At 68.7% G+C, this 26,125-nt stretch carries 20 protein-coding genes and 10 pseudogenes; 13 read left to right on the top strand and 17 right to left on the bottom strand.

The features are described from left to right. Window positions 1-70: 70 nt before the first annotated feature. A pseudogene (locus OG574_RS44785) lies at window positions 71-277 on the bottom strand (ATP-binding cassette domain-containing protein); the annotation flags it as partial. Window positions 278-339: 62 nt separating this feature from the next. Here OG574_RS44785 and OG574_RS44780 point away from each other — a divergent pair. Next, on the top strand, window positions 340-585 hold the full coding sequence (locus tag OG574_RS44780; RefSeq protein WP_326777942.1) for a hypothetical protein: 246 nt from the start codon (window positions 340-342) through the stop codon (window positions 583-585). A gap of 325 nt (window positions 586-910) precedes the next feature. On the opposite strand, the gene OG574_RS44770 is transcribed toward OG574_RS44780, so the two are convergent. Next, window positions 911-1,606 (bottom strand): DUF4232 domain-containing protein, encoded by a 696-nt coding sequence (locus tag OG574_RS44770; RefSeq protein ID WP_326778816.1) that lies wholly within the window; start codon window positions 1,604-1,606, stop codon window positions 911-913. 365 nt (window positions 1,607-1,971) lie between these two features. Then, window positions 1,972-2,106, bottom strand: a complete 135-nt coding sequence (locus OG574_RS44765) for a hypothetical protein (protein WP_326777941.1) — start codon at window positions 2,104-2,106, stop codon at window positions 1,972-1,974. Between the two features lie 177 nt (window positions 2,107-2,283). On the opposite strand from OG574_RS44765, the gene OG574_RS44760 reads away from it, so the two are divergent. Then, window positions 2,284-2,880: a hypothetical protein gene (locus OG574_RS44760; protein ID WP_326777940.1), complete on the top strand. Its 597-nt coding sequence runs from the start codon at window positions 2,284-2,286 to the stop codon at window positions 2,878-2,880. Window positions 2,881-3,650: 770 nt separating this feature from the next. Here the strand turns inward: OG574_RS44760 and OG574_RS44755 are convergent. The 3 genes and pseudogenes from OG574_RS44755 to OG574_RS44745 form a co-directional block, all read right to left on the bottom strand. Next, window positions 3,651-3,740 (bottom strand): annotated as a pseudogene (locus OG574_RS44755) (DUF1772 domain-containing protein); the annotation flags it as partial. Between the two features lie 26 nt (window positions 3,741-3,766). Further along, the gene (locus OG574_RS44750; protein ID WP_326777939.1) at window positions 3,767-5,527 is read right to left on the bottom strand and encodes an MOSC and FAD-binding oxidoreductase domain-containing protein; all 1,761 of its coding nucleotides are present in this window, start codon (window positions 5,525-5,527) and stop codon (window positions 3,767-3,769) included. A 333-nt stretch (window positions 5,528-5,860) separates the two neighbouring features. After that, window positions 5,861-6,373 (bottom strand): CGNR zinc finger domain-containing protein, encoded by a 513-nt coding sequence (locus OG574_RS44745; protein ID WP_442816899.1) that lies wholly within the window; start codon window positions 6,371-6,373, stop codon window positions 5,861-5,863. Between the two features lie 369 nt (window positions 6,374-6,742). Here OG574_RS44745 and OG574_RS44740 point away from each other — a divergent pair, with 369 nt between their 5' ends. The 4 genes and pseudogenes from OG574_RS44740 (at window position 6,743) to OG574_RS44725 (ending at window position 9,959) form a co-directional block, all read left to right on the top strand. Then, on the top strand, window positions 6,743-7,612 hold the full coding sequence (locus OG574_RS44740; protein WP_326777938.1) for an alpha/beta fold hydrolase: 870 nt from the start codon (window positions 6,743-6,745) through the stop codon (window positions 7,610-7,612). A gap of 77 nt (window positions 7,613-7,689) precedes the next feature. Further along, window positions 7,690-8,046, top strand: a pseudogene (locus OG574_RS44735) (ATP-binding protein); the annotation flags it as partial. A gap of 152 nt (window positions 8,047-8,198) precedes the next feature. Continuing rightward, entirely contained in the window at window positions 8,199-9,059 is an 861-nt protein-coding gene (locus tag OG574_RS44730) for a DUF427 domain-containing protein (RefSeq protein WP_326777937.1), read from the top strand. Window positions 9,060-9,533: 474 nt separating this feature from the next. Next, window positions 9,534-9,959 (top strand): nuclear transport factor 2 family protein, encoded by a 426-nt coding sequence (locus tag OG574_RS44725; protein ID WP_326777936.1) that lies wholly within the window; start codon window positions 9,534-9,536, stop codon window positions 9,957-9,959. A gap of 247 nt (window positions 9,960-10,206) precedes the next feature. On the opposite strand, the gene OG574_RS44720 is transcribed toward OG574_RS44725, so the two are convergent. Beyond that, complete coding sequence (locus OG574_RS44720) at window positions 10,207-11,397, bottom strand: NAD(P)/FAD-dependent oxidoreductase (protein ID WP_326777935.1); 1,191 nt, start codon at window positions 11,395-11,397, stop codon at window positions 10,207-10,209. A gap of 81 nt (window positions 11,398-11,478) precedes the next feature. Then, entirely contained in the window at window positions 11,479-12,423 is a 945-nt protein-coding gene (locus OG574_RS44715) for an RNA polymerase sigma-70 factor (protein ID WP_326777934.1), read from the bottom strand. Window positions 12,424-12,946: 523 nt separating this feature from the next. Here OG574_RS44715 and OG574_RS44710 point away from each other — a divergent pair. Then, complete coding sequence (locus OG574_RS44710; protein ID WP_326777933.1) at window positions 12,947-13,162, top strand: LppU/SCO3897 family protein; 216 nt, start codon at window positions 12,947-12,949, stop codon at window positions 13,160-13,162. A gap of 60 nt (window positions 13,163-13,222) precedes the next feature. On the opposite strand, the pseudogene OG574_RS52905 reads toward OG574_RS44710, so the two are convergent. The 5 genes and pseudogenes from OG574_RS52905 to OG574_RS44685 all read right to left on the bottom strand — a co-directional run. After that, window positions 13,223-13,318 (bottom strand): annotated as a pseudogene (locus OG574_RS52905) (IS5/IS1182 family transposase); the annotation flags it as partial. Window positions 13,319-13,793: 475 nt separating this feature from the next. Then, window positions 13,794-14,771, bottom strand: coding sequence for a threonine ammonia-lyase (locus OG574_RS44700; RefSeq protein ID WP_326777932.1), 978 nt, complete (start codon window positions 14,769-14,771; stop codon window positions 13,794-13,796). A gap of 28 nt (window positions 14,772-14,799) precedes the next feature. After that, a pseudogene (locus tag OG574_RS44695) lies at window positions 14,800-15,116 on the bottom strand (transposase); the annotation flags it as partial. Further along, window positions 15,115-15,261, bottom strand: a pseudogene (locus tag OG574_RS44690) (transposase); the annotation flags it as partial. The pseudogenes OG574_RS44695 and OG574_RS44690, both read right to left, overlap by 2 nt. 215 nt (window positions 15,262-15,476) lie before the next feature. Then, window positions 15,477-16,205, bottom strand: a complete 729-nt coding sequence (locus OG574_RS44685) for an SDR family oxidoreductase (RefSeq protein ID WP_326777931.1) — start codon at window positions 16,203-16,205, stop codon at window positions 15,477-15,479. A gap of 438 nt (window positions 16,206-16,643) precedes the next feature. Between OG574_RS44685 and OG574_RS44680 the strand changes: the two are divergent. The 3 genes and pseudogenes from OG574_RS44680 to OG574_RS44670 all read left to right on the top strand — a co-directional run. Further along, window positions 16,644-16,867 (top strand): annotated as a pseudogene (locus OG574_RS44680) (carbohydrate ABC transporter permease); the annotation flags it as partial. A gap of 109 nt (window positions 16,868-16,976) precedes the next feature. Further along, complete coding sequence (locus tag OG574_RS44675; protein ID WP_326777930.1) at window positions 16,977-17,780, top strand: SAM-dependent methyltransferase; 804 nt, start codon at window positions 16,977-16,979, stop codon at window positions 17,778-17,780. 1,029 nt (window positions 17,781-18,809) lie between these two features. Next, window positions 18,810-19,114: pseudogene (locus tag OG574_RS44670) on the top strand (hypothetical protein); the annotation flags it as partial. On the opposite strand, the gene OG574_RS44665 reads toward OG574_RS44670, so the two are convergent. Then, entirely contained in the window at window positions 19,107-20,921 is a 1,815-nt protein-coding gene (locus OG574_RS44665; protein WP_326777929.1) for a flavin-containing monooxygenase, read from the bottom strand. The pseudogene OG574_RS44670 and the gene OG574_RS44665 overlap by 8 nt on opposite strands. A 183-nt stretch (window positions 20,922-21,104) precedes the next feature. On the opposite strand from OG574_RS44665, the gene OG574_RS44660 reads away from it, so the two are divergent. Then, window positions 21,105-22,166, top strand: coding sequence for an SDR family NAD(P)-dependent oxidoreductase (locus tag OG574_RS44660; RefSeq protein ID WP_326777928.1), 1,062 nt, complete (start codon window positions 21,105-21,107; stop codon window positions 22,164-22,166). 251 nt (window positions 22,167-22,417) lie between these two features. Beyond that, window positions 22,418-22,789, top strand: a pseudogene (locus OG574_RS44655) (SMP-30/gluconolactonase/LRE family protein); the annotation flags it as partial. Window positions 22,790-22,792: 3 nt separating this feature from the next. Here the strand turns inward: OG574_RS44655 and OG574_RS44650 are convergent. Further along, window positions 22,793-23,449, bottom strand: coding sequence for a TetR/AcrR family transcriptional regulator (locus OG574_RS44650; protein ID WP_326778814.1), 657 nt, complete (start codon window positions 23,447-23,449; stop codon window positions 22,793-22,795). Between the two features lie 158 nt (window positions 23,450-23,607). On the opposite strand from OG574_RS44650, the pseudogene OG574_RS44645 reads away from it, so the two are divergent. Further along, window positions 23,608-23,691, top strand: a pseudogene (locus OG574_RS44645) (DUF899 domain-containing protein); the annotation flags it as partial. A 150-nt stretch (window positions 23,692-23,841) separates the two neighbouring features. Here the strand turns inward: OG574_RS44645 and OG574_RS44640 are convergent. Beyond that, window positions 23,842-24,570 carry a hypothetical protein gene (locus tag OG574_RS44640; RefSeq protein ID WP_326777927.1) on the bottom strand — a complete coding sequence of 243 codons (729 nt, stop codon included), beginning with the start codon at window positions 24,568-24,570 and terminating at the stop codon, window positions 23,842-23,844. Between the two features lie 631 nt (window positions 24,571-25,201). Further along, entirely contained in the window at window positions 25,202-26,107 is a 906-nt protein-coding gene (locus tag OG574_RS44630) for an NAD(P)-dependent oxidoreductase (RefSeq protein WP_326777926.1), read from the bottom strand. Between the last annotated feature and the right edge of the window lie 18 nt (window positions 26,108-26,125).

Below are 26,125 nucleotides of genomic sequence, written 5' to 3'. Positions count from 1 at the left end.
TACACCACGCCATGTCATCGAACCCGTGTCTTTTGAGGAGCTCAAGGTGCCCGCAGACACGCCCTGCATCGATCTGGTGCTCGCCACGGGCGTCCATCTGGGACGTCGGTTCATCGAGAATGAGCAGTTCAGGGCGTCGGTAGATCGCGCGGGAGCAGGCCAGGCGCTGCCACAACCCACCGGAGAGCTCGGCGCCGCCGAAGACTTCCCCGGCGAGCAGGGTCTCGAGGCCGTGGGGCAGGTCGTCGACTGCCTCGCGCATGCCGACGGCGGCGATTCCGGAAACAGCCGACACTCCTCAACGCAGCCGGGATACTCCGCCCCGGCGGCACCTTCTACGTGTGGGACGTCATCTTCAGTTTTGAGCCGGCCGCCGCCGAAACACACTTGCGGCGATGGATCGACACTGCCGACCGCCCCAAAGGAGCAGACTTCACCAGCGCCGGCTTCGAAGCCCACATCCGCGAGGAGTTCTCTACACACGTCTGGATCATGGAAGGCATGCTGGAACGAGCCGGGTTCGACATCATCTCCCGCGCCACGCCCCATCCCACCCACGCAGAATTCCACTCCCTGCGCCGATAGCCCCGCTGACGGTGGCCTCCACGCGGGGGTCAGGCTGCCTGTACAGATGAGGATGCTGCTGCCGGCCTGACGGGACGCTTGCGGGTGTTGGGGATCTGTGAATTTCAACGGGCAGGGCGGCGGGTCATCATCGTGATCGCCGCCCATGCGATCGGTGCCTCGCTGACCCGTGACAGTCTCTCGTGGTCCCGGCAGTGGCGCTGGGCCCTCATGATCCACGACCAGGAGCGTTCGGCCACCTGAGTGTGATCGGGGATGACCGTGTCGACGGACGTCCTCGTGCAGAGCGCGAGTCGACGGTCCCGCTCCGGTCCGGTCCGGTCCGTCAGACGATGACGGGGACGGTCTCGGCGCGGTTGGTGGACCAGTTGGTGACGATGGGCTTGTCGACGTTGGCGGTGTCGGGGAGCTTGAGTTCGGCGGGGTTGGGGTCGTCGTCGGTGGTGGCGATGATGACGTTCTCGAATTCCTTGCCGTCGTCGCTGTTGGTGGTCTTGGGGCTGATACCGGTGTACGCGATGGCGGAGCCGGTGAGCTTGATGGGGTCTTCGCCACCCTGTCCGACGGGAGACGCGACGCCGTCGGCACCGGAGCCGAAGGACACGCTGGGTGTGTTGACATCCAGGTAGCAGGTGATGCCGGACTTGGCTTTGGCGGTGACGAGGTAGTAGCCGCCGGCCTGGGACTCCGAGGTGACCGTGAAGTCCAGGTCGTTGGTACCGCAGGACTGCCCGTAGCCGCCCTTATTGCCGTCGTCGGAGTCGGTCTTGTCCGTGGAGCCGCTGGAGTTGGAACCACTGGAGCTGGAGCCGCCGGTGGAGGAGCCGCTGGTGGAGGTGCTGTCGCTGGAGGAGTTGTCGCTGTCGGCGCTGCCGGCGGAGGCGACGGCGGAGGGGGCCGCGGAGCTGCCGGCGTCCGCGGCGTCGTCGTTGTCGCAGGCGCTGGTGGTGGCGGCGAGGGCCGTCACGGCCGCGGCGGCCAGGACGAGACGGGCGGAACGGGCGGCGAGACGCGAACGCATCATGATCTCCAGCGGCTGTCGGTTGCGGTGTTTCCTGCTGACACCGATGACACTAGAGCCGGGTCGATCCTGAAATGATCCTGTGAATGTCCGGGTTCCGTCTCAGCAACTTCGGTTCCAGGAAACGGCGTTGAATTGCACCAACGTCAGCGCAAGGGGCATGCCCGGGACCAAGAGTGAGAGCTGCGGCATCGCAAGATCAGATGGCTTCGCGATCACGGCACCCGCGTCCACCACTCCTGGGAAGCGCTGGCCGGCGCCGGCGATGAAGAGACCAGCTGGACAGCGCCGACATCGCAGGAGGTCAGGGAGATCCGGCGTCGGCTCCGCCGACCCCGCTGACCGTCCCTTCGACGTCGCGCAGCTCAACCCACCAGTTGCCGCCCGTCCCCCGTCGTCTGCAGCCCGGTCTCGTCCACTTCCACGGCGACCGGGGTGAACCGGCCGGAAGAGTGGAGAACGCGGGCCGAGTCGAACGTCTGCGGGGCATGCGTGGCCACGGCGGCCTCCCTCGACAGGGCATGTTCGCACCTGTTCGGGTGCCGTTCTGATCTTCCATTCAATCGCCGGAGCGGACCTGCTGCAACGCGTGGGTGAGATGGTGCGGGCGCCGCGGCTCGGTATCACCATGGAGAGGCGGCACCGTGCCGCTTCGGGCCGGACACCGGAGGTGCACGGTGGAGACAGCGAATTCCGGGCGTCGGACCGGGAATCTGCTATTCGCGTTCGCCCCGTGGATCATCTTCTACGTCGTCGCGTCTCCCAGTACCTGGGAGTACGCCGCGCTGGCGGCCCTCGTCGCCGCAGTGGTGCTGAACCTGTCGGATCTGCGCCGGGGTTCCTTCAAGGCACTGGAGGTCGCGGGCATCCTCTTCTTCGGCGTCATCGCCGTGCTGGCACTCCTTCTCGACCGCAAGGACATGCTCTGGCTGGAGACGTACGCCCAGGTGCTGGCCAGTTCGGTCATCGCGGTGGTGGCCCTGGGATCGCTGGCATTCGTGCCGTTCACCGAGCAGTACGCTCGGGAGTCCACACCCCGGGAGGTCTGGGGCACTCCCCTCTTCCGGCACGTGAACCGGGTACTCACCCTTGTCTGGGGCGGCGTCTTCGTCGCCATGGCCGTACTCGGACTGGTCGCAGTGCACACGACGTCCGGTGCCGACTGGTTCAACTGGATCATCCCGGTGGTCCTGCTGATCCTTGCGGTCCGCTTCACGGAGCGCTATCCGGACCAGGTGCGTGAGCGAGCCAAGGCCGCGCGCACCGCTCCGTAGACCCGACTGCACGGGCGACGTCCGCGGCGACTTCGCGACCCCGGCACATCTGGACGGGCAGCGTGCGCGCTGCCGGCTGCTGCTCAACTCCCAGACCGTGCAGCCCCATCCCGCCCTCAGCACTCCCCCACCCGCCCAGTATCCGCCGACGCGACCGAGGGCCCCTCCACACTTGCCTCGCCACCTCCCCCACCCAGATCCGCGCCATCGACGAAGCCGTCGACCAAGCTCGTAACCCCGCGTCGGACACTGAGCCGGCACCGGGGCCGTCACAAGCCCGCGTCGACCCGCTTCAGGACGTGGCCTGGCAGGGGCTCCCCTGTGATCTCGCCGTGTGAGGCCCCGCACGATACGCCGGGGCCTCACACGTACCCAGCAGCCCGAAGCCGACCCCGGCGGGTCACCCAGCCGAGCCGCATGTTCACGTCTGACGACTGTGCGACGTGGGCGGTCGGTCGGGCCGCTGTTGAAGAAGGCAAGCGTCTGCTCCAGCCCGTCCTCGCTGGACATTGTCTTGAGGTTGCCCAGGCGGGTGCCGTCCTCGAAGCGGAAGTCGGGGGCGGTGCGGCCGACGAGCGGCTGCTTGTTGCCGAGGTCGTAGTGGGTGAACAGTCCCAGCGTCTTTCGGTACACGTGACTCACCCCGTCGGGGGTGCTCAACAGGTCGAAGACCAACTGGCGCGCCTCACGGAGGCAGCGGGATTTCGGCGGCCCGCTACCGCCCGCGGAGTAAGGAGTGCGCGCCACCTGTACCGTCTCGGCCCGCGGGCTCAGGCGAGGGCGGCGACCAGCAGGGGGAAGGCGGCGATGATGACGGCGATGCGGACGTAGTGGAAGCGGTCCCAGCGGTTCATCTGCTCTCCGCAGACAGGCCGTTGACGGCCGATCAGAGGTCGAGGACGACTTCGGTGGTCGGTTGGCTGCAACAGACGAGGATGGTGCCGGGCTCGGGGAGTTCGAGGGGTGGGGTGGTGTAGGTGATGTCGCCTGCAACGAGGTGGGTGATGCAGGTGTGGCAGACGCCGGTGCGGCAGGACCAGCGGGTGGGGACGTCGCAGGCTTCGGCGAAATCCAGGAGAGATGTGTGAGCGGGTGACCATGGAGCGGTGATGCCGCTGCGGGCGAAGGTGATGAGGGGGCCGGTGCCCGTGGGACCGGATGGTTGGTGCGGCCGGATCGCGGCGGTGGGTGTGACGCCGGGGTTGATGGCGGGGAGCGCGTTGAACTGTTCCGTATGGATCTGCTCGGGGCGCAGACCATGATCGCGCAGGAAGCCGCCGAGGTCGTCCATGAAGGCGGGTGGTCCGCAGAGGTAGGCGTCAGCGTCCGCGGGGATGCCCGTCGCGCTGAGTGATCGGGCGGTCAGGCGGCCCTGGCTGATGTGGGGCTCGTCGGGATGTGGGTTTTCGGCGGTGTAGTAGATGTGCTCGTGGGCGTTGGGGAGTTGGGCCAGGAGCGCCTTGGCCTCTTCCGCGAAGGCGTGGTGGGTGCGGTCGTGGGCGGTGTGGATCCACCAGATGGGGCGTGGGTCTCGTGTGGCGGCGAGTTGGTGGAGCATGGCGAGCACGGGAGTGGCACCGATCCCTGCGGAGAGGAGGACGATCGGGCGGGTGCCTTCTTCGAGTACGAAGGTTCCGCGGGGGCTGGCGATGTCCACGAGGTCACCGGGGCGGAGCGTGGCATGGATGTAGCTGCTGACTTTCCCGTGGGGCTCGTGCTTGACGCTGATGCGGTAGGTGCCGGCTGTGGGCGCGCAGGACAGGGAGTAACTGCGCACTGCGGGGGCGGCTTCGCCGACGCTGAGGCGGATGGAGAGGTACTGGCCCGGGCGTGCCTCGGGTAGGGGGGTGCCGTCGGTGGTGGTGAGGTAGATCGACGAGATGGTGGGGGTCTCGGGGACGACGCGGGCGACCCGCATGATCTTGAAGCCGGGCCAGCCCGGTTCTTCTCTGGGTTGCTGGGTGCTGGCGCGTTCGCCTGGCCATCCCGGTTCCTGTTGGGGCTGCTGGGCGGCGGCGAGTTCACGGAAGGACTGCTGCCAGCCGGGGCTGAGTGCGGGGATGTTCAGTGCTCTGCGCAGCTTGGCGGGGTCGCGGTCGGGAAGGTAGAGCAGTGCGTCGGTGTCGGCGACGCTGAGTTCTTCGGGGCCCTTGCGGGTCAAGGTGATTTCATCGCCGGCCTGGACGCGTCCTTCGTCGATCACGCGCAGATAGAAGCCGGGGCGGTGGTGGGCGACCAGGAGGGAGGCCATGGTGGGTTCGCCCAGACGCATGCCGACGCGATAGCAGGTGACGCGGGGCTGGGTGACTTCGAATTCGGCTTCGCCGATGCGGTACCGGTCACCGATGCATACTTCGTCGTCGAGCAGGCCGTCGACGGTGAAGTTCTCCCCGAAGATCCCGAAGGTCAGGTCGTCGCGGCCGAGGCGCTTCTGCCAGTACTGGTAGGACTGCAGCTGGTAGACGAGGACGGCTCGAATCTCGCCGCCGTGCCCAGCCAGGTCTCCTTGACCGTCTCCCTCGACGTTCAGCCGCCGGACCATGCGGGGGCCTTGGACGGGGGCCTTCCAGGCTCCGGTGTGGACCGTCCTGCCCTGCCAGGACACGTCCTTGGGCATACCTGTGTTGACGGACAGCAGCGTCGCCATTGCGGACCTCCTGCGGGGTGGCCGGCTCGGGCAGCCCATCATGGCGCTGTGATCTCTGCGGTAGGGCCGATCCTAGTTCTCGTGTCGGCGCCGCCGCGATTCCGTGATCACGAATCCTGGTGCATTCGCTGAGATCCTTCGAACGGAGGGACCGGCCCGGAAAGCCATGTCCATTCGTTGTTGCTGGGCGGATCATTCGTGTCGTGCGTGCTCGCAAGGTGGCGAGGCTGCGTCGTGCTGCACCAGATTGATCACATGGCGTACGTGCTCGAGGTCGCCATCGTGCCGGTGAGCGATGGTTTGTTCACCGGCACCGAACGCCTGATGGAGGTGTTATTCGGCCGCGGCGTCGCGGGTGCGCTGATAGTGGCGCCGTGCCTTCATACGGTTGCCGCAGACGGCCATCGAGCACCAGCGGGCCTTGTTGGTCTTGCTGCGGTCGATGAGGAACCGCCGGCATTCCGGGTTGGCACACGGTCGTAGCCGTCCGGGCATTGTCTGCTGCACCGCACTCCACGCCATGACCGTTTCCACCGCCATCCGACGCTCCGCGGGGGCGTCCAGGACCCACGACACTCCTTCAGGCGTGAGGTGCGGGCGCGAGGTGACGTCTTTCAGGAGCGGGGCCAGCGACGTGGCGGGCCTGCTGCCGCGCACCACGTCCTGAAGGGCATCGCGTGCCTGCACGAGGCTGCGCAGCTCGTCCGCGCTTCCGCTGCCGCCGTGGGCCTGCTGCCAGGATCTGGCCTCTTCCGGATCTGCCAGCTGGTCCTGGACGACGCCATTGACCACCGGCGTGCCGTTGAGGAGCTCCAGCAGTGTGTCTTGCTGCTCTTGGTCGGTCACCAGCGCACCTCCTAACCGAATTGGTTCACCTGGCAGGTTATACATGCGCGCTCACTGCGTAGCCGCCGGACCGCCGCTCGCGCCCGCGCCAGGCCGGCCCGGACACCTCAAGCCGTTCCGCCACGACTGTCCACGGAGCCGAGCCGACGCGAGCGGACATCGACTCCCTGAGCGGGCTCGAGGTGGGCGGTGCGCTGGCTCATGACCGTTCACGGGCGGAGGCTTATGACGGGCCGACGTTCCGCCGCCCCGGCGCGGCTGCACCCCGCACACAACCTCAACCTAACCCATAAAAGCATCTTGACAGGTTAGGCTCCGAGTGCTCGACTCTACATATAACCAGTGAAGCTAGGTAGAGAGGTTAGGAACATGGTCTCCGCAGTCCACCACCGCACCGCCACAGTCAACGGGCTTGAGGTCTTCTACCGGGAGGCCGGCAACCCCCAGGCACCCGTAGTCGTGCTCCTGCACGGCTTCCCGACCAGCTCGCACATGTTCCGGCACCTGATCCCGGCACTCGCCGACCGCTACCACGTGATCGCCCCCGACCACATCGGGTTCGGCCAGTCCGCGATGCCCGCCCTGCAGGACTTCCCGTACACCTTCGACGCCCTCACCGAGGTCACCTCCGGCCTGCTGCAGCAGTTGGGCATCGACCGCTTCGCGATGTACGTGCAGGACTACGGCGCTCCCATCGGCTGGCGGCTCGCCCTCCAGTCCCCGGACCGCATCACCGCGATCATCACCCAGAACGGCAACGCCTACGAAGAGGGCTTCGTCAAGCCCTTCTGGGACGGCGTCTTTGCCTACGCCCAGGCCCCGGGACCGGACACCGAAGGCCCCATGCGCGGCGCCCTGACCCCCGAGATCACCCGCTGGCAATACGTGAACGGTGTCGCCGACCCCAGCCTGATCAGCCCCGACAACTGGGTCCACGACCAGGCACTGCTGGACCGCCCCGGCAACGACGAGATCCAGCTTCAGCTCTTCCGCGACTACCCCACCAACGTAGACCTCTATCCGCAGGTCCATGGGTACTTCCGCGACTCCCAGGTCCCGCTGCTGGCGGTCTGGGGCGCGAACGACGAGATCTTCGGCCCCGCGGGCGCGGAGGCGTTCGCCCAGGACCTGCCCGACGCGGAGATCCACCTGATCGAGTCCGGGCACTTCGCCCTGGAGAGCCATCTCGGGACCATCACCGAGCACATCCGCGACTTCCTGGCCCGTGTCCTCGCCTGATGCACAGGGCGTCGGGGCGGCTGTGACGGCGGCGGATCGCATAGCCCTCTCCCGCCGCAGCCGGCAAAGGACCCACCATGCGACACCCCGCCCAACACACCTTCAGGGCCAGTCCGCAGACCGGGCGCGCCGCCCGAGGCTTCGCGATGCAGGCCCTCGACAGCTGGGGCGGGTGCCAACGCGGCGGCGATATCCGGGCCTGTGTCTCGGAACTGGCCGGCCGTGCCGTACAGCACGGAAGCCCGGACGGCTGCACCAACCTGGTCCGCCTCATCCGGCACTCACACTGCCTCTACGTCGCAGTCCACGACAGTGCGTTCTACTTCCGCGTGCGCATCCCGCCTGCCGCACTGAGCGGGGAAGCCGGGCGAGGTATACGCATCGTCCAGGAGCTCTGCAACGACTGGGGAGTGCGGGCCCTCACCGGCAAGGGCAAGGCCGTCCGGACCTGCTTCCGTCGGCCCGAGGCCCACGTCTCCCGCTGCGCCGTCACGCCCCGACCGTCCACAACAACCGCCCCGTCAGGGGTGCGTCCACCCGCACCACCCGCACCACCTGCACCACCTGCACCCGGAAGGAATCCGCCATGGGACTGTCCTGGCAGCAAGGCCCTCTCTCCGCCGGCGCGATCGGACACTTCCTCACCCCCGAACCGCTCCCCGAACGCCTCCTGTTCGCCGAGCGGCTGCGCCGCCGCATGCGCGTGAAGTTCAACGGCAGCTGGATCGCGGACAGCGAGAACGTGATCCTGCTCCACGAGCCGGGCCGGTACCCCGTCGCCTACTTCCCTCGCGAGGACGTCGACGAGCAGTCCCTGATCCCGAGTAGCAAGGTCACCCACCACAAGGACCTCGGCGACACCGCCTGGTACGCCGTGCACGCCGGAGAGCGCACCACCGAACGCGCCGCCTGGGAGTTCGCCGCGTTGCCCGGGTACGCCGCCGACCTCCAGGGCCGCATCGCCTTCGCCTGGCGGGCGATGGACGCCTTCTACGAGGAGGACGAACGCATCCTGGGACACGCCGCGGACCCGTACCACCGCATCGACATCCGCAACACCTCCCGCACCCTGGAAGTCCGCCTCGGCGACACCCTCATCGCCCGCTCCGAGCACCCCCTCGTGCTCTTCGAGTCCGGATTCGCCCCGCGCTGGTACGTCCCGCGCGCCGACATCGACCAGACCCAGCTGCACCCCGTCGACGGCCAGACCTTCTGCCCCTACAAGGGCCTGTGCAACTACTACGACATCGGCGCGGCGCGTCACGCCGCTTGGTCGTACACCAACGCCTATCAGGAGGTCGACCGGATCAGCGACCTAGTGTCATTCGAAGCGGACAAGGTCGAGGTCTCTCTCGACGGCACGCGCCTGCATCTCGAGCCTGGGCAGAGCGTCGTCCCCCACGGCGTCGACCGCGGCCTGGACATCGACGAGGTCAAAGCCCACTGACCCCGACGAGCACCCTTCCTCATTTCATCCCGGAACTCGAAAACCTGGGATGGCACACGGTCCTCCCTGCCTCTCGCCATGGCTGCGACACCCCAGCCGGACCGGGTCCGCGCCGTGTACGTCCTGACCGCGCGCGGTGCCCTCGTACTGGTCGCCTGCGTCGAAGCCTGACCCCGGTCATCCTCAACTCACCCCGCGACACCGTGCGGCGTGGCAGGCTACAAGTCATTCCCGGCGTGACGGCGTGCACGACACCGCGTCGTGCACGAACTGCCGGACTGTGGCTCGGCCTTCTCCCGCGACGAGGCCAGGCCACACGGCTGTCCGGGGAACGATGTCAGTGCCCGGTGCCATCCTGCAGTCGCCCCACTCGCCTGCCGTGGGAAACCTCGGCCCGGCTCGCTCCGCCACCGAACTTCCAGCTGGGCCTACGGATATTGAGTCAACAACTGTTGAGCGAACGGAGTGACCCCTGTGTCGGATCTGGAGACACCTGCTGTCCGCACCCCTTGCGAGATGCTGGCCTGCTACTACCAGGCCATGCTCGACAAGTCCGCAGACGATCTCGCCGATCTGTATGCCGCGGACGCGGTGCACGAGTTCCCGTTCACCTCTCCCGGTTTCCCCCCGCGCTACGAGGGGCGCGAGGCCGTGCGTGCGGGATACCGGGCGGCCTGGGGCGCCAGCCCCGCCCAGGTGGAGGAGATCAGGAAGATCGCGGCATACGAGACTGCCGATCCGGAAGTGATCATCGCCGAGCACGTCGTGGTGGGAACTCTGCCGACGAGCCCCACCACCTTCACCGTCCCCGGTCTCCTGATACTCCACGTCCACAACGGGCTGATCACGCGGGTCCGCGACTACATGGACGGCTTGGGGGTCGCCAAGGCCAGAGGATGAATGCCAGAACGACGCGGCGACATGTGCTCCCCGCTGATCAGCCTTCGGGGCTCTCGAACAAGATTCAGTGTCACGAGACGACTGGCGAACCAGGTCACCTGCGATCACAGGCGAATCGGGCCAGGTCACTTGTGGCGGGGCCAAATCTTTCGGCAAGGGACATCAGGGGCCGATGTCCCTTGCCATCCGATCCAGTCGGCCTGCCATCCAACCCGGTCGCGTTCGACGCCGCGCAGCGACCGGCCTCTCACAGGGTGACGGGTCGGGAATCCGTTTCGACGGCCACCGCGAGGTGGCGGCGGCGGCTCGGCAGCATCATGGTCGGGTGCGAGACGCTCCAGGCCGCGCCCGCGCAGATGAGCTCCTTGATGCGGGCGCCGGCCCGACCCGTGAAGACGCTCGACGTCATCTGGTCGTCGGCGGTCACACGTTGGAGGATTCCCGCGCGGCGTCCGAGGCTGACGCACTGGGCGTTGTAGCCGATGGGGGCCTCGGGAACCTTGCGGCCGGTCAGGCGGGCGGCGAGGGCGTCGGCGGCCTGCCAAGCCATCGGAGTCGCCGTGGCGCAGGACATCCGCAACGGCTTGCCGCCCGCCCCTTCGGCCCACGCGGCGTCGCCGACGGCGTACACATGGGGGTGCGAGACCGAGCGCATGGTGCCGTCGACGACGATCCGCCCGGTGTCGGACACCTTCAGGGTGCTGGCGGCCGCGATCGGGTGCACGGTGAAGCCCGCTGTCCACACGGTCACTTGGGCCGGGATCTCCCCGGCCGCACCGGTGACTACCCCGGTCGCCCGGACGCGCGTGATGTCGGCCCGCTCGTGGACCGTGATGCCGAGCCGGTCGAAGACGTCGCGCAGGTGACGCTGGGCCTTGTCGCTGAGCCAGTCGCCGACGCCGTCGCGGGCGGCGATGGTGACCTTGAGGTCCGGGCGTGCCTCCGCGATCTCGGCGGCCGCCTCGATGCCGGTCAGGCCGCCGCCCGCGACCAGCACGGTCCCGCCCCGCGCCAACTCGCCCAGGCGCGCCCGCAGTCGCAGCGCGTCCTGCTTCCCGGCGACGCTGTGGGCGTACTCGGCGACACCGGGGACGCCGTGGTCAGTGCCGGTGCTCCCCAGGGCGTACACGAGGGTGTCGTAGTCGAGGGTCTCGGCGCCCTGCCCGCCTGCGACCTCGACGGTCTTGCGGTCCGCGTCGACCGCGGTGACCCATGCCTGCCGGACCCGCACACCGGTGCCCGCGTAGACGTCGCGGAGCAGACGACTCGGCAGGTCCTGCCCGCTGGCGAGCTGGTGCAGACGTATGCGCTCGACGAACTCGGCGTCGCCGTTGACGAGGGTGATCTCGACGTCGTCGCGGTGCAGCCGCTTGGCGAGGCGACCGGCGGTGATGGCTCCGGCGTATCCGGCCCCGAGGACGACAATGCGGTGCTTCATGGTTCGCTCCCTATCCGGTTGGACTCACCTCCTGAACCGGACAGCCACGCGATCCCTGACAGGTATCACCTGTGACGTGGGTCACCAGATCTCCGTGAGCGGACGGTGGGCACCCGCGGCCGCCCACCTGCTGGTGAAGCGTTCCAGTTTGTCGGGGTTGACCTGGATATGGAGCGCCCCGACGCCGTCAGGGGTCGTGTGGAGGCACATCACGCCGACGACGCGCTCGCCGGCCGTGATCAGCAGCGCGGGGCCGCCGTTGACGACGGCGGCGTGCACCGCCGCGCTGCCACCGACCGCGGCCCGCTTGTCGGCGCCGGGCCGGAACAGCCCCCGCAGGTAGCGCGCGATCCCGAGCGCGCCGATGACCGGGGTCCTGCGGGCCTGGACCTTGGCGCCGCCGTCGGCGACGCTGACCGCGTCTGCGGTCAGCAGCCGGATCAGCGGTTCGGTGTCGCCGCTGAGGGCTGCGGCGAGGAACTCCTCGACCGCCTTGCGCGCGGCGTCCGCGTCGACCTCGGTGCGGGCCCGCTCGGCGGTGAGGTGCTGCTTGGCACGCCGGTGGATCTGCTGGCAGTTCGCCTCGGTGAGGTCGAGGATCTCCGCGATATCGCGGTGCGGGTAGCCGAACGCCTCGCGTAGTACGTACACCGCGCGCTCATTGGGCGACAGCCGCTCCATGAGGGTGAGCATCGCGAGGGAGACCGACTCGCGCTGTTCGACGGTGTCGGCCGGCCCGAGCATCGGGTCTCCGGCCAGCACCGGCTCCGGGAGCCACTGCCCCACATAAGTCTCCCGCCGGACCCGCGCCGAAGTGAGCTGATTGAGGCAGAGGTTGGTGAGCACCTTCGTCAGCCACGCCTCGGGCGTCTCGATCAATTCCCGGTCCGCGGCATGCCAGCGCAGATACGTGTCCTGCACCGCGTCCTCGGCATCACCGGCCGAACCGAGCAGCCGATAGGCGATCGCCTCCAGCCGGCCTCGGGAACCCTCGAACAGATCGGCCTCATACGCATGGAGCGACATCAGACCATGATCAGCCAAGTGAACAGGCAATGTCCACCCGCCATGTGATCAGACCAGCGCGTGCTCGGCCGATCCGGCACCGCAACTGCCAGGCAGTTCGACCTGCCGGTCGCCAACGCGGCGAGCGCCGACTCCGGGTACCGCTCAAGAACGTCTGCTAGGGCTGCGGCAGTTGGCCCTGAATGTCCGCCTCAGTTGGCAACTACGACCTGTTGGCGATCCGGATGACACCAGGTTCGAAGAGCCGTAGTGGCGTCGTTGTACGCAGCGCTTGCCTGGTGGTGTGAGCCGACTGCACGAGGGTGGCTGTGCTGCGGACGGGGCAGCATCTGCTGCCCTGTGGTCGTACACCTGCAGGTGGGTCGAGCTGCTCGTCCCGGTCTCCGTGTCCGCGGGGCGCTCGGCTTGATCTGGTGTCGGGGTAAAGGTAGCGCTGGTCGGTGACTTGGCAACTGATGGGCGGGAGCGCGTGGGCTCCCGCTGCTGCGGGCCCTGCCCCCGCGCCCGTTGACAGCAAGCCCCGATGTCGACTGGCAGAACCAATGAAGCGAAGACCAAGAAGCTCGACTGCACTGACCCGCACGCCGACTACAAGGTCCTGAAGATGGACAAGGACGGAGTCGTCGATACCTTCTCCTGCTCCGATGTCCCCGGCACGACCGGCTCACTCACCCAGTCAGGCTCCGGAAATTGGTTCATCGTCTGCTTCAAGGAAAACGACGAGCAGGGCAAGAAATAGCCGGCCCAGCCTCAAGGCTTGTCTGTAAACAATCTTCGGACAGGTGTGGGCTCGAGTCCTTGTGCGCGGGTAGCCGCCATCCGCGACGGTCATCGTGTGACCGACGGCAGCTTTGGCACCGGAGTCCTCCCACGCCTTGCAGTCGTTGCGACAGCCGACCCTTGCGGACCGTGGCGGCGCCATGGCGCCGCAGCACCGTCAGCAGCTTCTTGAAGGACCGCGGCCTCAACACGGTGACCGGAGCCATCCAGAACGGCTCAGACGCCGTGATCACACCAGCCAGGGCCATGAGCATTCCACCGAGTCGGGAACTGAGCGGGAACAACGTCGCTCAGTTCCACGGCCCAAGCATCGTCGGGTGGCGGCCTGCACGTTCTCGGAGCTGTGCTGACATGACGGCAGGTTGTCACATTCGTAAGACCCGGATCGAGGGGCTGGTTCCATGGGCCGGAGATCTGACGAATGCGGAGTGGGAGCGTCTGGGGGCACGCAGAGCGTCTACGCCCTTTTCGACATCCTCGTCGTCGGACTCCTCGAGTTCTTGGCAGAGGGTCGCGAAGGCCGTACCACTGGGGGACGTTGACGATGTCGGATGCGCTGAGAGCCGGCCTTGGACGTGAACCACTCGATGTCAGGGAGTCCTGGGAGCCCCGCCGACCCAGCGGTGATAGGCGTCTACGTCGACATTGCTGCCGCACACGATGGTGACTACATGTCGGCCGGCGAAGCGGGCACGGTCTTCGAGGATTGCCGCGATGCCGAGCGCTGCCGACGGTTCGACGACGAGGCCGGCGTGGTCGAGGAGCATCCGCATACCGGCGATGATTGACGCCTCCTGGACCAGGACGGCGTCGTCAGCGACCACGAGGAGATCGTCCAGGACGGCCGGGATGGGGCGTCGGCCGGCGACGCCGTCAGCAATGGTGTCGGTCGAGTCGGTGGTGACGACGCGCCGCCCGCGCCACGAGTGGGTCATCGCCGGTGCGCCCAGCGGCTGGACGCAGATCACCTCTACTTCGGGCGCCAAGGATTTCACCACATGACCCACACCGGTGGCCAGCGCCCCGCCGCCGAGAGCAATCAGGACGGCGTCGAACGACGGCACGGTGTCCACCAGTTCCAGGCCGATGGTCGCCGCGCCCTCGCAGGTCTCGATGTCCAGGCTGTCTTCGACCAGCCGGATGCCGTCGTACCGCGCGATGGCCGCCGCCCGCTCGCGAGCCATCTCGTGGTCGCCGTCCACCAGCTCCAACCTGGCGCCCAACGCGCGGATGCGGTCAAGCTTGGCCACAGTCGCAAAGCGGGATGCCACGACGGTCACGTCGAGCCCCCGGCCGCGACCGGACCAAGCGAGGGCTTGGCCGAGGTTGCCCGCACTGGCGCACACCACGTCTCGCGAGCCATTGTCGGCGAGCAGGCTCGCGACCACCTCGGTGCCGCGGCCCTTGAAACTGCGCACCGGGTTCGCCGTTTCGAGCTTGATGCTCACCGTGCACCCGAGGCCGGGCTCCAGCGCCTCGCAGCGGTACAGCGGAGTGTCGAGGAAAATCGGGTCGATTACCCGGCGAGCTGCCCGGATCCGAGTAGTGTCGAGGCGCGTCTCCTGCACGACACAGCAGCGTAGCGCGAGTAGTAGTTCAAATCCTATGGATCAACGGGTAGTTCAGGCTGCCTGCCTGAATTTCGGGGCGTTCGACGAGGTGTCCGCGTTCGAAGCAGGCTCCGGCGCAGACGAGGGCGACGAGGTGGGGTGCGTTCACGGCCCGCCACCGCTGTTGGGCGGACTCCGCGAGCTTGGGGAACTTCACACCGTAGGTCTTGGCGACTCGACGACGGTCTGGAGGGCGTGGTCGCGGTCTTCGGCGTTGTAGATCTGCTGCAGGGCCCTCTTCGCACCGGGCTGGGCAGACTTCGGCAGAGCGTTCGCGACGTTGGCGATCTTGTGAACCCGGCACCCGGGCCCGGCTCCACTGGACAAACCACCGGTAGACCGTCTGCCGGCTCTGCCCGAACACCGGCGGAAGCTGCCGCCAGGTGCAACCTGAGGTCGCCACCCACACGATCGCCGCCAACGCCTCGCGGGCACGCGCTCGAGCTCCAACTCGAGACGCACCTCGGTCGCGTCAGCATCCAGTCTGTTCCAGACACCAGACACCAGACACCAGACACCAGACGCCAGACACCAGGCGTTGACACCGCAGCATGAATGGCCGACCCCGCTGTCTCCTGGCCGCCGCGCCGAGTTCGTGCCGTCGCCCACGGCTGCCAGGGCTTGTTCGTCTGCGGCCCGCGCGCCCGGGAAGGCGCGAGCGAGTCAGGAGAGCCAGTCGGTGTAGCGGGTGGAGGCGAGGTGGGCGTCCTTGTCGGTCAGGACGTCGCCGCTGACGACGGCGAACATGCCGGCGGTGGGGTCGGTGACGACGGTGCGGCTGTCGTCCTTGCGGGACAGGGTGATCCGGCCCAGCTCGTCCAGAGGGAAGATCTCGGGACCGGCGATGTTGCGGATACCGTTCAGCGGGGTGCCCGCGGCCACCTCCGCCACCGCGCCGGCAACGTCCTTTGCGGCGATCGGCTGAATCGGCGTGGCGGGCAGCCGGACGGTGTCGCCGTCAGCGGTCCAGGACATGACGGCGTCCATGAACTCCATGAACTGCGTCGCCCGGACGATCGAGAAGGGGACGGGCCCGTTCGCGAGGATGTGCTCCTGGAGCGTCTTGGCCCTGTAGTAGTCCAGCTCCGGAACCTGGTCGGTGCCGACGATCGAGAGGATGACGAAGTGGCCGACGCCGCCCTTGTGGGCCGCGGCCAGAAGGTTGTCCATGGAGGTCTGGAAGAAGGCCGGGGAGGCTTCGTCGAAGGTCGGGGAGTTCGTGAGGTTGATGACGACGTCGGCTCCGGCCACCGCCTCGTCCAGTCCCTGGCCGGTGAGGACGTCGACTCCGGTGGACTTCGAGTGCGGTACCGCCTCATGCCCGGCAGCGTTCAGATCCTTGACGACCTGCGAACCGATCAGGCCGGTACCACCGATGACTGCGAACTTCATGACAACCCTTTCGTTGGGGGCATGTGCGCAATATGGCACAACAACAGCCATTTGGTCCCGACATCGAACATGGGCTGCATCGGCTGAGGGGGTGCAGTGTCGGCAGCCGTCGACGAAGGTGAGCTCCTCCGGGGGCACCAGGACCTCCGCCACGCTCCTGTGAACCGTCCGAACCCGCGGACATGGACACTTGTGGCCCTTGCCGGACGAGGAGAGCGCCGGCTGCGGGCTTCCACACGAATTACCGGGCGTACCGGTGCGACACGTAGTCGGTCGGCCGCCTGCCGTCGGCGAGCCCGCCACTGGGTGGGGGTGGTGGTGCGGAGGCGGAGTGGCGGTGGCGGTGGCCGTCAGGTCGTGCCCGGAGGGGAGCCGAGCCGACCGACCGGCCTTCTGCCGGGCATGGCTGTCGGGACGGCGAGCCGTGCGGTGGCAGGCGTCTGGAACAACTACTTCCTGCCCCTGGTGATGCTCTCCGACGACCGGAAGTACCCGGCCACTCTCGGCCTCACCACGTGGAAAACAGCCGCCGACCGGGTGCCGGAACTCATGCAGTACACCATCGGCGGCGCCGTCGCCTCCGTCGTCCCGCTCGCCAGGCGATGCTCGTGCTGCAGCGGTACTGGCGGACGGGCATGACCGAGAGCAGCGTCAAAGAGTAGCGGGAACGGAGTATGCGCCGCGTGGTGTGACGATGAGAGCAACTACCGTCAGGTGCACGGCGGTTGATATGGCAGGCTGGGGGATCATCGAGGCCGGGAGGGGCTCAGCGTGAGACAGGACGGCTTCCACGCCGGAAAGATCGACACCAGCAAGCCGCATCCCGCCCGGATCTACGACTACTTGCTCGGCGGCAAGGACCACTACGAGGTGGACCAGCGCGCCGGTGACGAACTCGCCGCCGCCGCGCCCGAGGTACGCATCGGCCTGCGGGCCAACCGCGCCTTCCTGGGGCGCGCCGTCCGGCATGTCGTGGACAGCGGCGTCCGCCAGATCCTCGACATCGGCACGGGCCTGCCCACGGCGCCGAACGTGCACGAGACCGCGCAGGCCGTCGCGCCCGACGTGCGGATCGCGTACGTCGACAACGATCCGATCGTGAGCGCGCACGCGGGCGCCCTGCTCAGTGGCTCCAGCGCCACCGGCATCGCCCTGGCCGACCTGCGCGACCCGCGCTCCGTCGTCGACCACCCGGGCGTCCGTCAGGTCATCGACTTCGACGAGCCGGTCGCCCTGCTTCTCGTCGCCGTCCTGCACTTCCTCACCGACGCGGACGAGCCCGAGCGGATCGTCGCCACCTTGCGCGACGCCCTGGCACCCGGCAGCTTCCTCGTCCTCTCCCACGCCACGGGCGACTTCGCCGACCGCAGTGCGGCTCAGGCCGTCTACAGCAAGGCCACGGCCACCTTGAACCTGCGGTCCCGCGCCGCGGTCGAGCGCTTCTTCACCGGGTTCGAACTGGTCGAACCCGGCCTGGCCCAGGCCCCGTTCTGGCGCCCGGACATCCCGCCGCCCGCCGGGTCCGAGGGGATCGGGTTCTACGGGGGCGTGGGCCGCAAGACCGGCTCCCGGTGAGCGGTCGCCTCAGTCTCCCGCTTCCAGGGTCGGGTACACGCCACCGCGGGCCAGGTTCCGCTTTCGGAGGGTGAAGAGGCTGGCGGCAAGCGCTCGGGGGCAGTGCTGGGCGGCGGCGTCACTGGCCCGGTCAGACCGTGATGCGGATGAGGAAGCCGTGGTGCTTCGGCCGGCGCGGGATCGCCGCTACGAGCTGAGCTGAGACAGAGCTCATCGGCGACCTCTCTTCGGCAACCGGCCGTCGGCTGCTCAGGCCGAGTTCTCCCCGGGGACGGGAAGCGGCTGCCGCCAAGGCGTGGATGTGTCGATCTGTGGTGCCTTTCCGCAGATCGACTGTGCCGTGTTCGTGGCTTCCGCAGGGGTGGGAACAGAGACGCCGAGGAGGCTGAAGGGAGCAGGGGAAGAGGTCCGCAGTTCGACACACACGACTGGCCTGCCGGACCGTATGGCCACGAAATCCATCCCGGCTTGGTGGCTGCGCGTGCCGATGCACCACGTCCCTGGGATCCATACGCCTCTACGTGGGACCCCGCGCAGAGCCCGCCACCAGTCGGGTTCGACGGTCACCCGGATCACCGCGGTCAGCGGCGCGCGCACATTGCCGTGGCGAGCGGCTGCCCTTTCCCGCCATGACAGATGCACAACCAAGTCATCGCCCTCAACGAAAATCCGCGCCATCGTTTGGGTTCTCCTTCCCATCCTGGGTTACGGAGGCCGTTTCCCGTCCTGGGCTCCGGAGGCCGCTGGATACCGCGCGGGCATGGCCTCTCGTAGCTCGAGAGGCTGAGGCCGGACGCGGCTGGGCCGGCCCGGCCGAGGAGACAGATCACCCGCCGCGATCACCGGCAGACAGCCGCCGGCATGGGCTGGACAAAAATTGGTTGATCTCGGGGACTGCCTCCTCACCGGAATCGAGGAGAACCACGTACGCCGCCGGGCGACTCTCTGTCTCGTCATCTTTCACGTGCACCCCGAGTACCCGGCCTTCACACCGCCAACCACTACACCGTCAACGCCAAACCCCCCTCCAGAACCCGGCTGGTTTCCACGGCAGCCGAACTCGGTGTCCCCCTCGTGGCCATCGACCCCACCTACACCTCGAAATGGGACGCCCAGCACTGGCAAACGCCCCTGACCAGCAGCAAGCGCAAACCCGTCCGCCACGACGCAGCCGCCATGGCGATCGGAAGGCGGCCCTGCGGCACCCGATCCGGCGCCGGACGACACCACCCCGTACCCACCACAGCGATGGGTACGGGCATCGGACCGTCCAGGCGGGGATCCTCACGCCCCGGGACGGCACCGCCGCCCCTACCGGTCGACGCATCAGATCGAGGCGGTGGCCTTGACCTGGAGGGCGTCGGTGATGTTCTCCTCACGCCAGCGGCGCAGGAGGTCATGGAAGGCGACGGCGCCGTGCGGGTAGGCGGTGGGGCCGTTGGGGCGACCGCGGCCCTCGCGGTTGTAGTAGCCGGGGGTGCACTCGGCGTGGAACCACTCATGGTCGGGGGCGCCCTTGGCGCAGACGTCGATCCAGGCGGCCTCGCCCTCGGGGGTCGGCTCCACGACGGCGCTCCTCTCCTCCGCGGCGGTGACCAGGGCGGCGGCGTGCACGGCCTGTTCGTCCAGGATGTGTGTGAAGTTCACGCTGCTGGCGTTCTGCAGCGAGCCCATCTGGATCAGGTTCGGGAACCCGGCGCTGGTGAAGCCGTGCAGAGTACGTGGGCCCTGCTGAGCCCGCGCGTGCAGAAGCTGAACCCCGCCCCGGCCGGTCACGGGCAGGGTCCCTGAGGTGATGCCGGAAACTCCCACGGAGAACCCCGTGGCGAACACCAGGCAGTCGACCTCGTACTCCACCCCGCCGACGACAACGCCTCGCTCCGTCATGCGCTCGATGCCATGGGTGTCGGCGGTGTCCACGAGAGTGACGTTGTCCCGGTTGAACGCGCGCAGGTACTTGTCGGAGAACGTGGGGCGCTTGCACGCGTACCGGTACCAGGGCTTGAGTGCCGCGGCCGTGGCGGGGTCGGTGACCTCGGCGGCCACCCGCTCGCGGACCTGGTTCATCGTGACGTGGTCGGCGGCCTCGTAGGCGGCTTCGAAGTCCGGCTCGCCGTCCCGGCGGAAGCTGGGCAGGAGCTTCTCCAGCAAGCCGGCCGATTCCGTCCAGCGGTCGGCGACCAGGTCCTGCCCGGCACTCTCCCCGGAGACGATCCGCAGGAAGTTCTCCCGGCGTTCGGCCGCCCATCCCGCGCGGTCCGCGCCGACGTCCTGAGGTGTCATGCGCCGCTGACCGCGCACGTCCACGGCGGAGGGGGTGCGCTGGAAGACGTACAGATGCCCGGCGTCCTCGGCCAGCATCGGGACGACCTGCACGCCGGTGGCTCCGGTGCCGACGACAGCGACCCTCTTGCCGGCCAGGCCCGTCATGCCTCCCTTGGGACTGCCGCCGGTGTATTCGTAGTCCCAGCGGGAGGTGTGGAAGGTGTGGCCTCGATAGTCCTCGATGCCGGGGATGCCGGGCAGCTTGGGTTCCGTGAGCGTCCCCGTTGCCGTGATGACGTAGGTGGCGCGGAACTTGTCGCCGCGATCGGTGGCGACCACCCACTGCTGGGCGCTCTCGTCCCAGGCCAGGGAGGTGACGGCGGTGGAGAAGAGGGTGTCCTCGTACAGGCCGAACCGCTCGGCGATGCGCATCGCGTGCCGGCGGATCTCCTCTCCCGGCGCGTACTTCCACTCGGGCACGTATCCGGTCTCGTCGAGCATCGGCAGGTAGACGTGCGACTCGACGTCGCAGTGGATGCCCGGGTAGCGGTTCCAGTACCAAGTGCCTCCGAAGTCACCGCCCTTGTCGATGACGCGCACGCGAGCCACGCCCTGGCCGCGCAGGCGTGCGCCCGCCAGGATCCCGCCGAAACCGCCACCGACTATCGCGACGTCCACCACGTCGTGCAGCGGCTCGCGCTCCGCCACTTCGTCGACGTACGGATCGGCGGCGAAGTAGCCGAACTCCGCGGCTGTGGACCGGTATTGGCCCGGTCCTTCGGGGCGCACGCGGCGCTCCCGCTCGACGCGATAACGCTCGCGCAGGTCAGCGGTCTCCTGCGGGGTGGGTGGGGTGTCGCACTGAGGCAGGGGCATGGGGCGGATTCCTCTCGTGGGGGGAGGTGCGCAAGTAGCCGCGCGGGGTGGGGCGGTGCCCTCGTGGGGCGTCCCGCGAGGGCACCGGTACCGTAACCCAGGAACCGGACAGCACTGTCCGGTTGCGGTGCGGGTCCTGTCTCGAACAGCCCCGCCCCAGCCCCACGACACGAAGGGCCCGCGATGTCGAATCTCACCCCCGCTTCCCCTCTGCGCGACTGGCTGGCGGATCACGCCGCCGGACAGGTCCTGCGAGGTCTGCTGGCCTCCCAGGGGCAGAGCGAGCAGGCCTTGGCCCCCGCCCTCGGCCTTCCGCTGGAGCAGCTTGTGAAGGTGTCCGGCGGGAAGTTCCCGCCGGAGCTCGTGGGCGCGCTGGTCACCGCCGCTGAGACCGGCCGGGTCCCCGAAGGCCTGCCCACCGCCCCTCCGGCCGGCACCGCAGTGACCGTTGAACCCGGCCTGGGCGTCGAGATCGCAGCCCCCGAGCCGTGGACCGAGCAGATCACGCACGGTCGCTTCAGCGGCCAGACCGTCGTCGTCACCGGTGCCGCCTCCGGCATAGGCAAGGCCGTCGCGTCGCGCATCGTGCGCGAGGGCGGCCGCGTGATCGCCGTCGACGTCTCCGCCGACGGCCTCGCGGCCCTGACCGCCGATCTGGGCGAGGCGGTCGCGCCGGTCACCACCGACATCACCTCGCCCACGTCCGCCGACGCCGTCCTGGCCGCCGCCGGCGGTCGCGTGGACGCGCTGGCGAACGTCGCGGGCGTGATGGACGACGACGCCGCCGTGCACGAGGTCGACGACACGATCTGGGATCGCGTCATGCGCATCAACGTCGAGGGACCCATGCGCCTGATGCGCGCCGTCGTGCCCGGCATGCTCGCCGCCGGCGGCGGCCGGATCGTCAACATCGTGTCCGAAGCCGCCCTGCGCGGCTCGGCGGCCGGTGCCGCCTACACCACCTCCAAGCACGCGCTGGTGGGCCTGACGAAATCGTCGGCCTACCAGTACGCGGGCACCGGCGTGCAGGTCAACGCCGTCGCACCGGGCGCGGTGGCCACCGGAATCCACGTCCCCGCCGCCGCCCCGTACGGCTCGTCCCGGACCGCGAAGATGCGCGTCGCGATCCCCGGCCTGGCCGTGGCCGAGGAGCTGGCCGCCTCGATCACCTTCCTGCTCAGCAAGGACGCGGTGAACATCAACGGCGCGATCCTGCCCTCCGACGGCGGCTGGTCGGCCGCCTGACAGCTGTCCGGCCGCGCGTCCCCCTCGCGCCGAACTTCCCGGCGGGAGGGCCCAGTTGCTGAACACCCGCGCCACGGCCGGGAGTACGTCTCCTGCACCTCACGACGTCCGGATCTCCCGGATGACAGGAAGGAGCACATCACCGCATGACCACGTACCGCACGCCCCGCGCCCTGGCGGGTCTGGCCGCCGTCGGCTTGCAGGCACTGACCGGCTGCGGCACTCGGACCGGCGGCGCCCCGGCCTCGGTCAGCGAGCTCGCCGAGGACACCATCTCCTACCTGTTGCTCGATGCCGGCAAAGCCGCTGTGACCTCCCAGCACCAGGCCATCCATGTCGACGGCGGCCTGGCCCGGACCGACTCCATCGCCGTGGACGCCGACGGCAACCTCTACCAGGCGCTGCACGGCCGACCCGCCATCGCCGTCTACAGCAAGTACGGGGCGCGCCTGGCCACCGTCGAGGTCCCTGCCAAGGACGCCGAGGGTCTCAAGTCGGCGACCAACGTCGCGATCGCTCCGGGCGGCACGAAGGCGTTTATGACCGTCAGCGGCCCCGACGGCGGGTACGTCTTCACGTTCACCGCACTGGCGAAAGGCATCCACCAGTCCAACGGCGGCTGACGGTCACACGTCCACGACCGCCTCGCAAGGGCGCAATGGCCCGACCTCGACGCCGAGCAGTCCCCAAGCCGCAAGGGCGACGCGCTCTCGTTCCGCCGGGGTGGGGCCGCTGACGGCGCCGGAGACCATCGCGACGGCGAGCATGACGTCGTCGGCCGACAGGCGATGCCCGGCGGGCAGGCACCGGGCCAGGACAGTGCGGACGCGCTCGGCCAGCGCGCGGGCCTGCTCGCCGTCCCCGCCCACGCGCAGCAGGTCGACGAATGCCGTCGAGCGGGTCAGGTGCCAAGTGACCACGCCCAGAACGCCCTTGAGGCTCGCGCCCGGCTCGGCGCCGGCCCGCTCGATCTGCTGGACGTTCTCGTCCAGGACGGCGGAGGCCAGCGCGAAGCGGTCGGCGAAGTGCCGGTAGAGACTGCCCTGCCCCACCCCCGCGCGGCGCGCGACGGCGGACAGCGGGGCGTTCAGGCCCTGCTCGGCGAAAACCTCGCGGGCGGCGGCGATGAGAGCGGAACGGTTGCGAGCCGCGACCCGCCGCCCCTGGTTGGCCGGGCGGCCGTGGCCGACAGCGCCGCTGCGATCGGAGCTCGCGCGGCCGCCCCGCACCACGGCCGAGCCCCGCGCGGCCGGCTGCGGGTCCTGGGGCTCGCTGGGGTTCATCACCCTGGCAGCGTAGTACGAGCGCAGGGCGCACCCGCCTGGCAGCTCATCCAGCGCCGCTGCGCTTTTTTCGCAGAACAGAGCGCGCCCTGCGGCCGGGTCGCGAGTCTGCTCCGGTGACCGTCGCAGACGTCGTACGACGACGTAGCCACCCGTGCCCGACCAGCCGCCCCGTTCCGCAGTGGACCCGCCCCGACACGACCCCCGTGAAGACCCTCGACCGGCACTGCAACCACCACTGACGCACCTTCGTCAGCGGCGTCAGCAAAGGCGTCAGGTGCCGGGCGGAACCTCCGGACGACAGACTCCGCTGGTGAACTGGGCATGGACCTGTGCCCGGTCCACCAGGGCGCCATCGTCGTGCGGCGCCGGAGGCAGGTACATCACTTCTTCTATGCGGACACCGTCCACAGGTTGTTCGGCCCGAGGACGGCGTTCATCGAGAACGTGTCGTCGTAAGGGATCTCGACATCGTTGGTGATCTCCTCGACGTCCAGCACCTCGCCGTTGCTGAAGGTTCCGGCCGTGATCCAGTACTGGGGATGCGGCGTGAAGACCAACTTCGCGCCGGGGACCGCCTGCGCCGCGAAGACCGGAGCGCCGTCCATGCCGATACCGACCGAGGCGGTGTCGTCCGGCACGCCGGGCAGGACCTGGATGCCGAGGCCACCCAGGGGGGTGCCACTGTCGGAGGCGGGCACGAACCCGTAGTTCCCGTTGTCGAAGTCGAAGCCGGTCTGGTTTTCGAGCTCGTCGTCCGGGTCGGCCGCCACCAGTTCCCGGTCCATGAACGGGATGCCGCTCATGAGCGGGCCCGTCACCGCCCATACGAAGCTGTAGTCCACGGACCACGTGAAGGTCACCGTGTGGCCCGGCCGGGCGGGCGCGGTCAGCCAGGCGAGCGACATCGCGGACGGGATGCCGAGGCCAACCGTCTTCTGGAACAGGCAGATGTCCTGGAACTGGGTCGAGTTGTTCGTGGCTGTCAGCGTGTAGTGCGTCGCCGCGGCGGCAGGGGGTGCGCCGACGGCCGCAGGCACGGCGAGGGCGCCGGCGCACGCGGCGCCGGCGGCGAGGAACCGCCGCCGGGAGAGTGCGGAATCCTGGTCGCGCAGTGGCACGCTTGCCTCCCTTGATGGATCGCCGGCGCCGCGGTCGGCGCGAAGCGTGCTGAAGAGGACTCCCAGGCTGGCTACCGGAACCGCGCCGCGATCGGTGTTCCACGTGTCGGTCGGCCGGACGGTCCCGCGTCTTCACCCGCCCGTGGATCCGTCCGCTTCCGAACGGGCGGTGACACGGCGAACCGCCTGGCCCCGCAGGGAAACCTCGGCAGGGCGTGGTCCGAACCGACGAGCCGCCCTTCGCGCTGCGCGCTCATGAGGCCGTCGACACCAAACGCCGCATCGCGGCCCACGTCGCCTCAGTCATCGCCGACGGCGAGACCGTCCTCCTCGACGGCGGCACCACCTGCCCGACCCCGACCACGTTGCTGGGCCTGCTGCGCGTAAGCGGTCGGCCTGTTCGTACAGTTGAGTACCGGTGGTGTCCAGGACGGTCACAGTCATGCGGTCCCTCCGGGGGATGAAGTGACGGCGAGCCCGGAGACACGCTGGGCTCGGAACGTAGCCTGCAGCGCCACGGGGCACCGGTGGAAGGGCCCGAACGGTCAGGCACCTCGGGATTCGAGATGCGCAGGTCCCACGGCTGGTCGAGGACTGCTTCGATCGCGGCATTCATCGGTCGCGAGTCTGGTCATCGTGGTCCGCGGATGCTGTCGATGATGCGAGTCCAGTTGTCGCCGCCATGTCCGTCCCTGATCGCGCGCCGATAGTGGGCCTGCACGGCCAGAGGGAGTGCGAGGTCGAGGCCGAGTGACGTGCTGGTCTCGACGATGTGGTCGGACGTCGCACCCATCATGGTGACCGTGCTGAGGTCGCCGGGATGCTCTCCAGCATCAAGCGCGGTGCCGGGGGTCTCTTCACCGGCCCTCAGGATGTCGCCGATCGAGTCGGCGGAGGAGAGCAACTCCGGCAGTGCTTCCTTGGCCTTCATTCCTGCGGTGCCCAGCATCGCGGTGGCGTGCATCAGGCCGGACAAGGTGGTGAGGAACACCGCGAGTTGGGCTTGATACATCATCTGCGCGAGGCCCGGATCCTCCCCCAGGTGCTTTGGCGTTCCGAGCAGTGTCAACGTGGTCAGGTGTCTCTCCATGGCCTCGTCGCGGCCGCTGTAGTAGACATGGGCAGCCTCCGTACCGACCATCGGCGCGGGGACCATGACACCTCCGGCGAGGAAGGCGGCTCCGTGGCCCGCTGCCCAGGTCGCTGCCTCGCGTGTGCGGTCGGGAGTGTCAGAGCTCAGGTTGACCAGCGTCCGGCCGGCGAGCGATTCGGTGGCGCCGTCGAGGATGTCGTACATCGCCTGGTAGTCGGTGAGGCTGAGGATCACGACGTCACTCGCTTCGACCGCCTCGCTGGGCGTCGCCGCGAGCGTTGCTCCGTCGCTCACGACACCGTCGGCCCGACTGACGGTGCGGTTCCAGACGGTGACCGGGTGGCCGGCAGTAAGGAGGGTGCGTGTCATCGCCTGGCCCATCGGGCCAAGCCCGATCACGGTGACAGTGCTGTTCTGCCTGGTGGTGCGGTTCTGTTCGTTCACCCCCCCATGATCGGAGAG

Origin of the sequence: Streptomyces sp. NBC_01445, assembly GCF_035918235.1 — a bacterium.
Lineage (GTDB): Bacteria > Actinomycetota > Actinomycetes > Streptomycetales > Streptomycetaceae > Streptomyces.
Note: the sequence above shows the minus strand (reverse complement) of the source record. Positions and strands in the feature narration are given on the sequence as shown.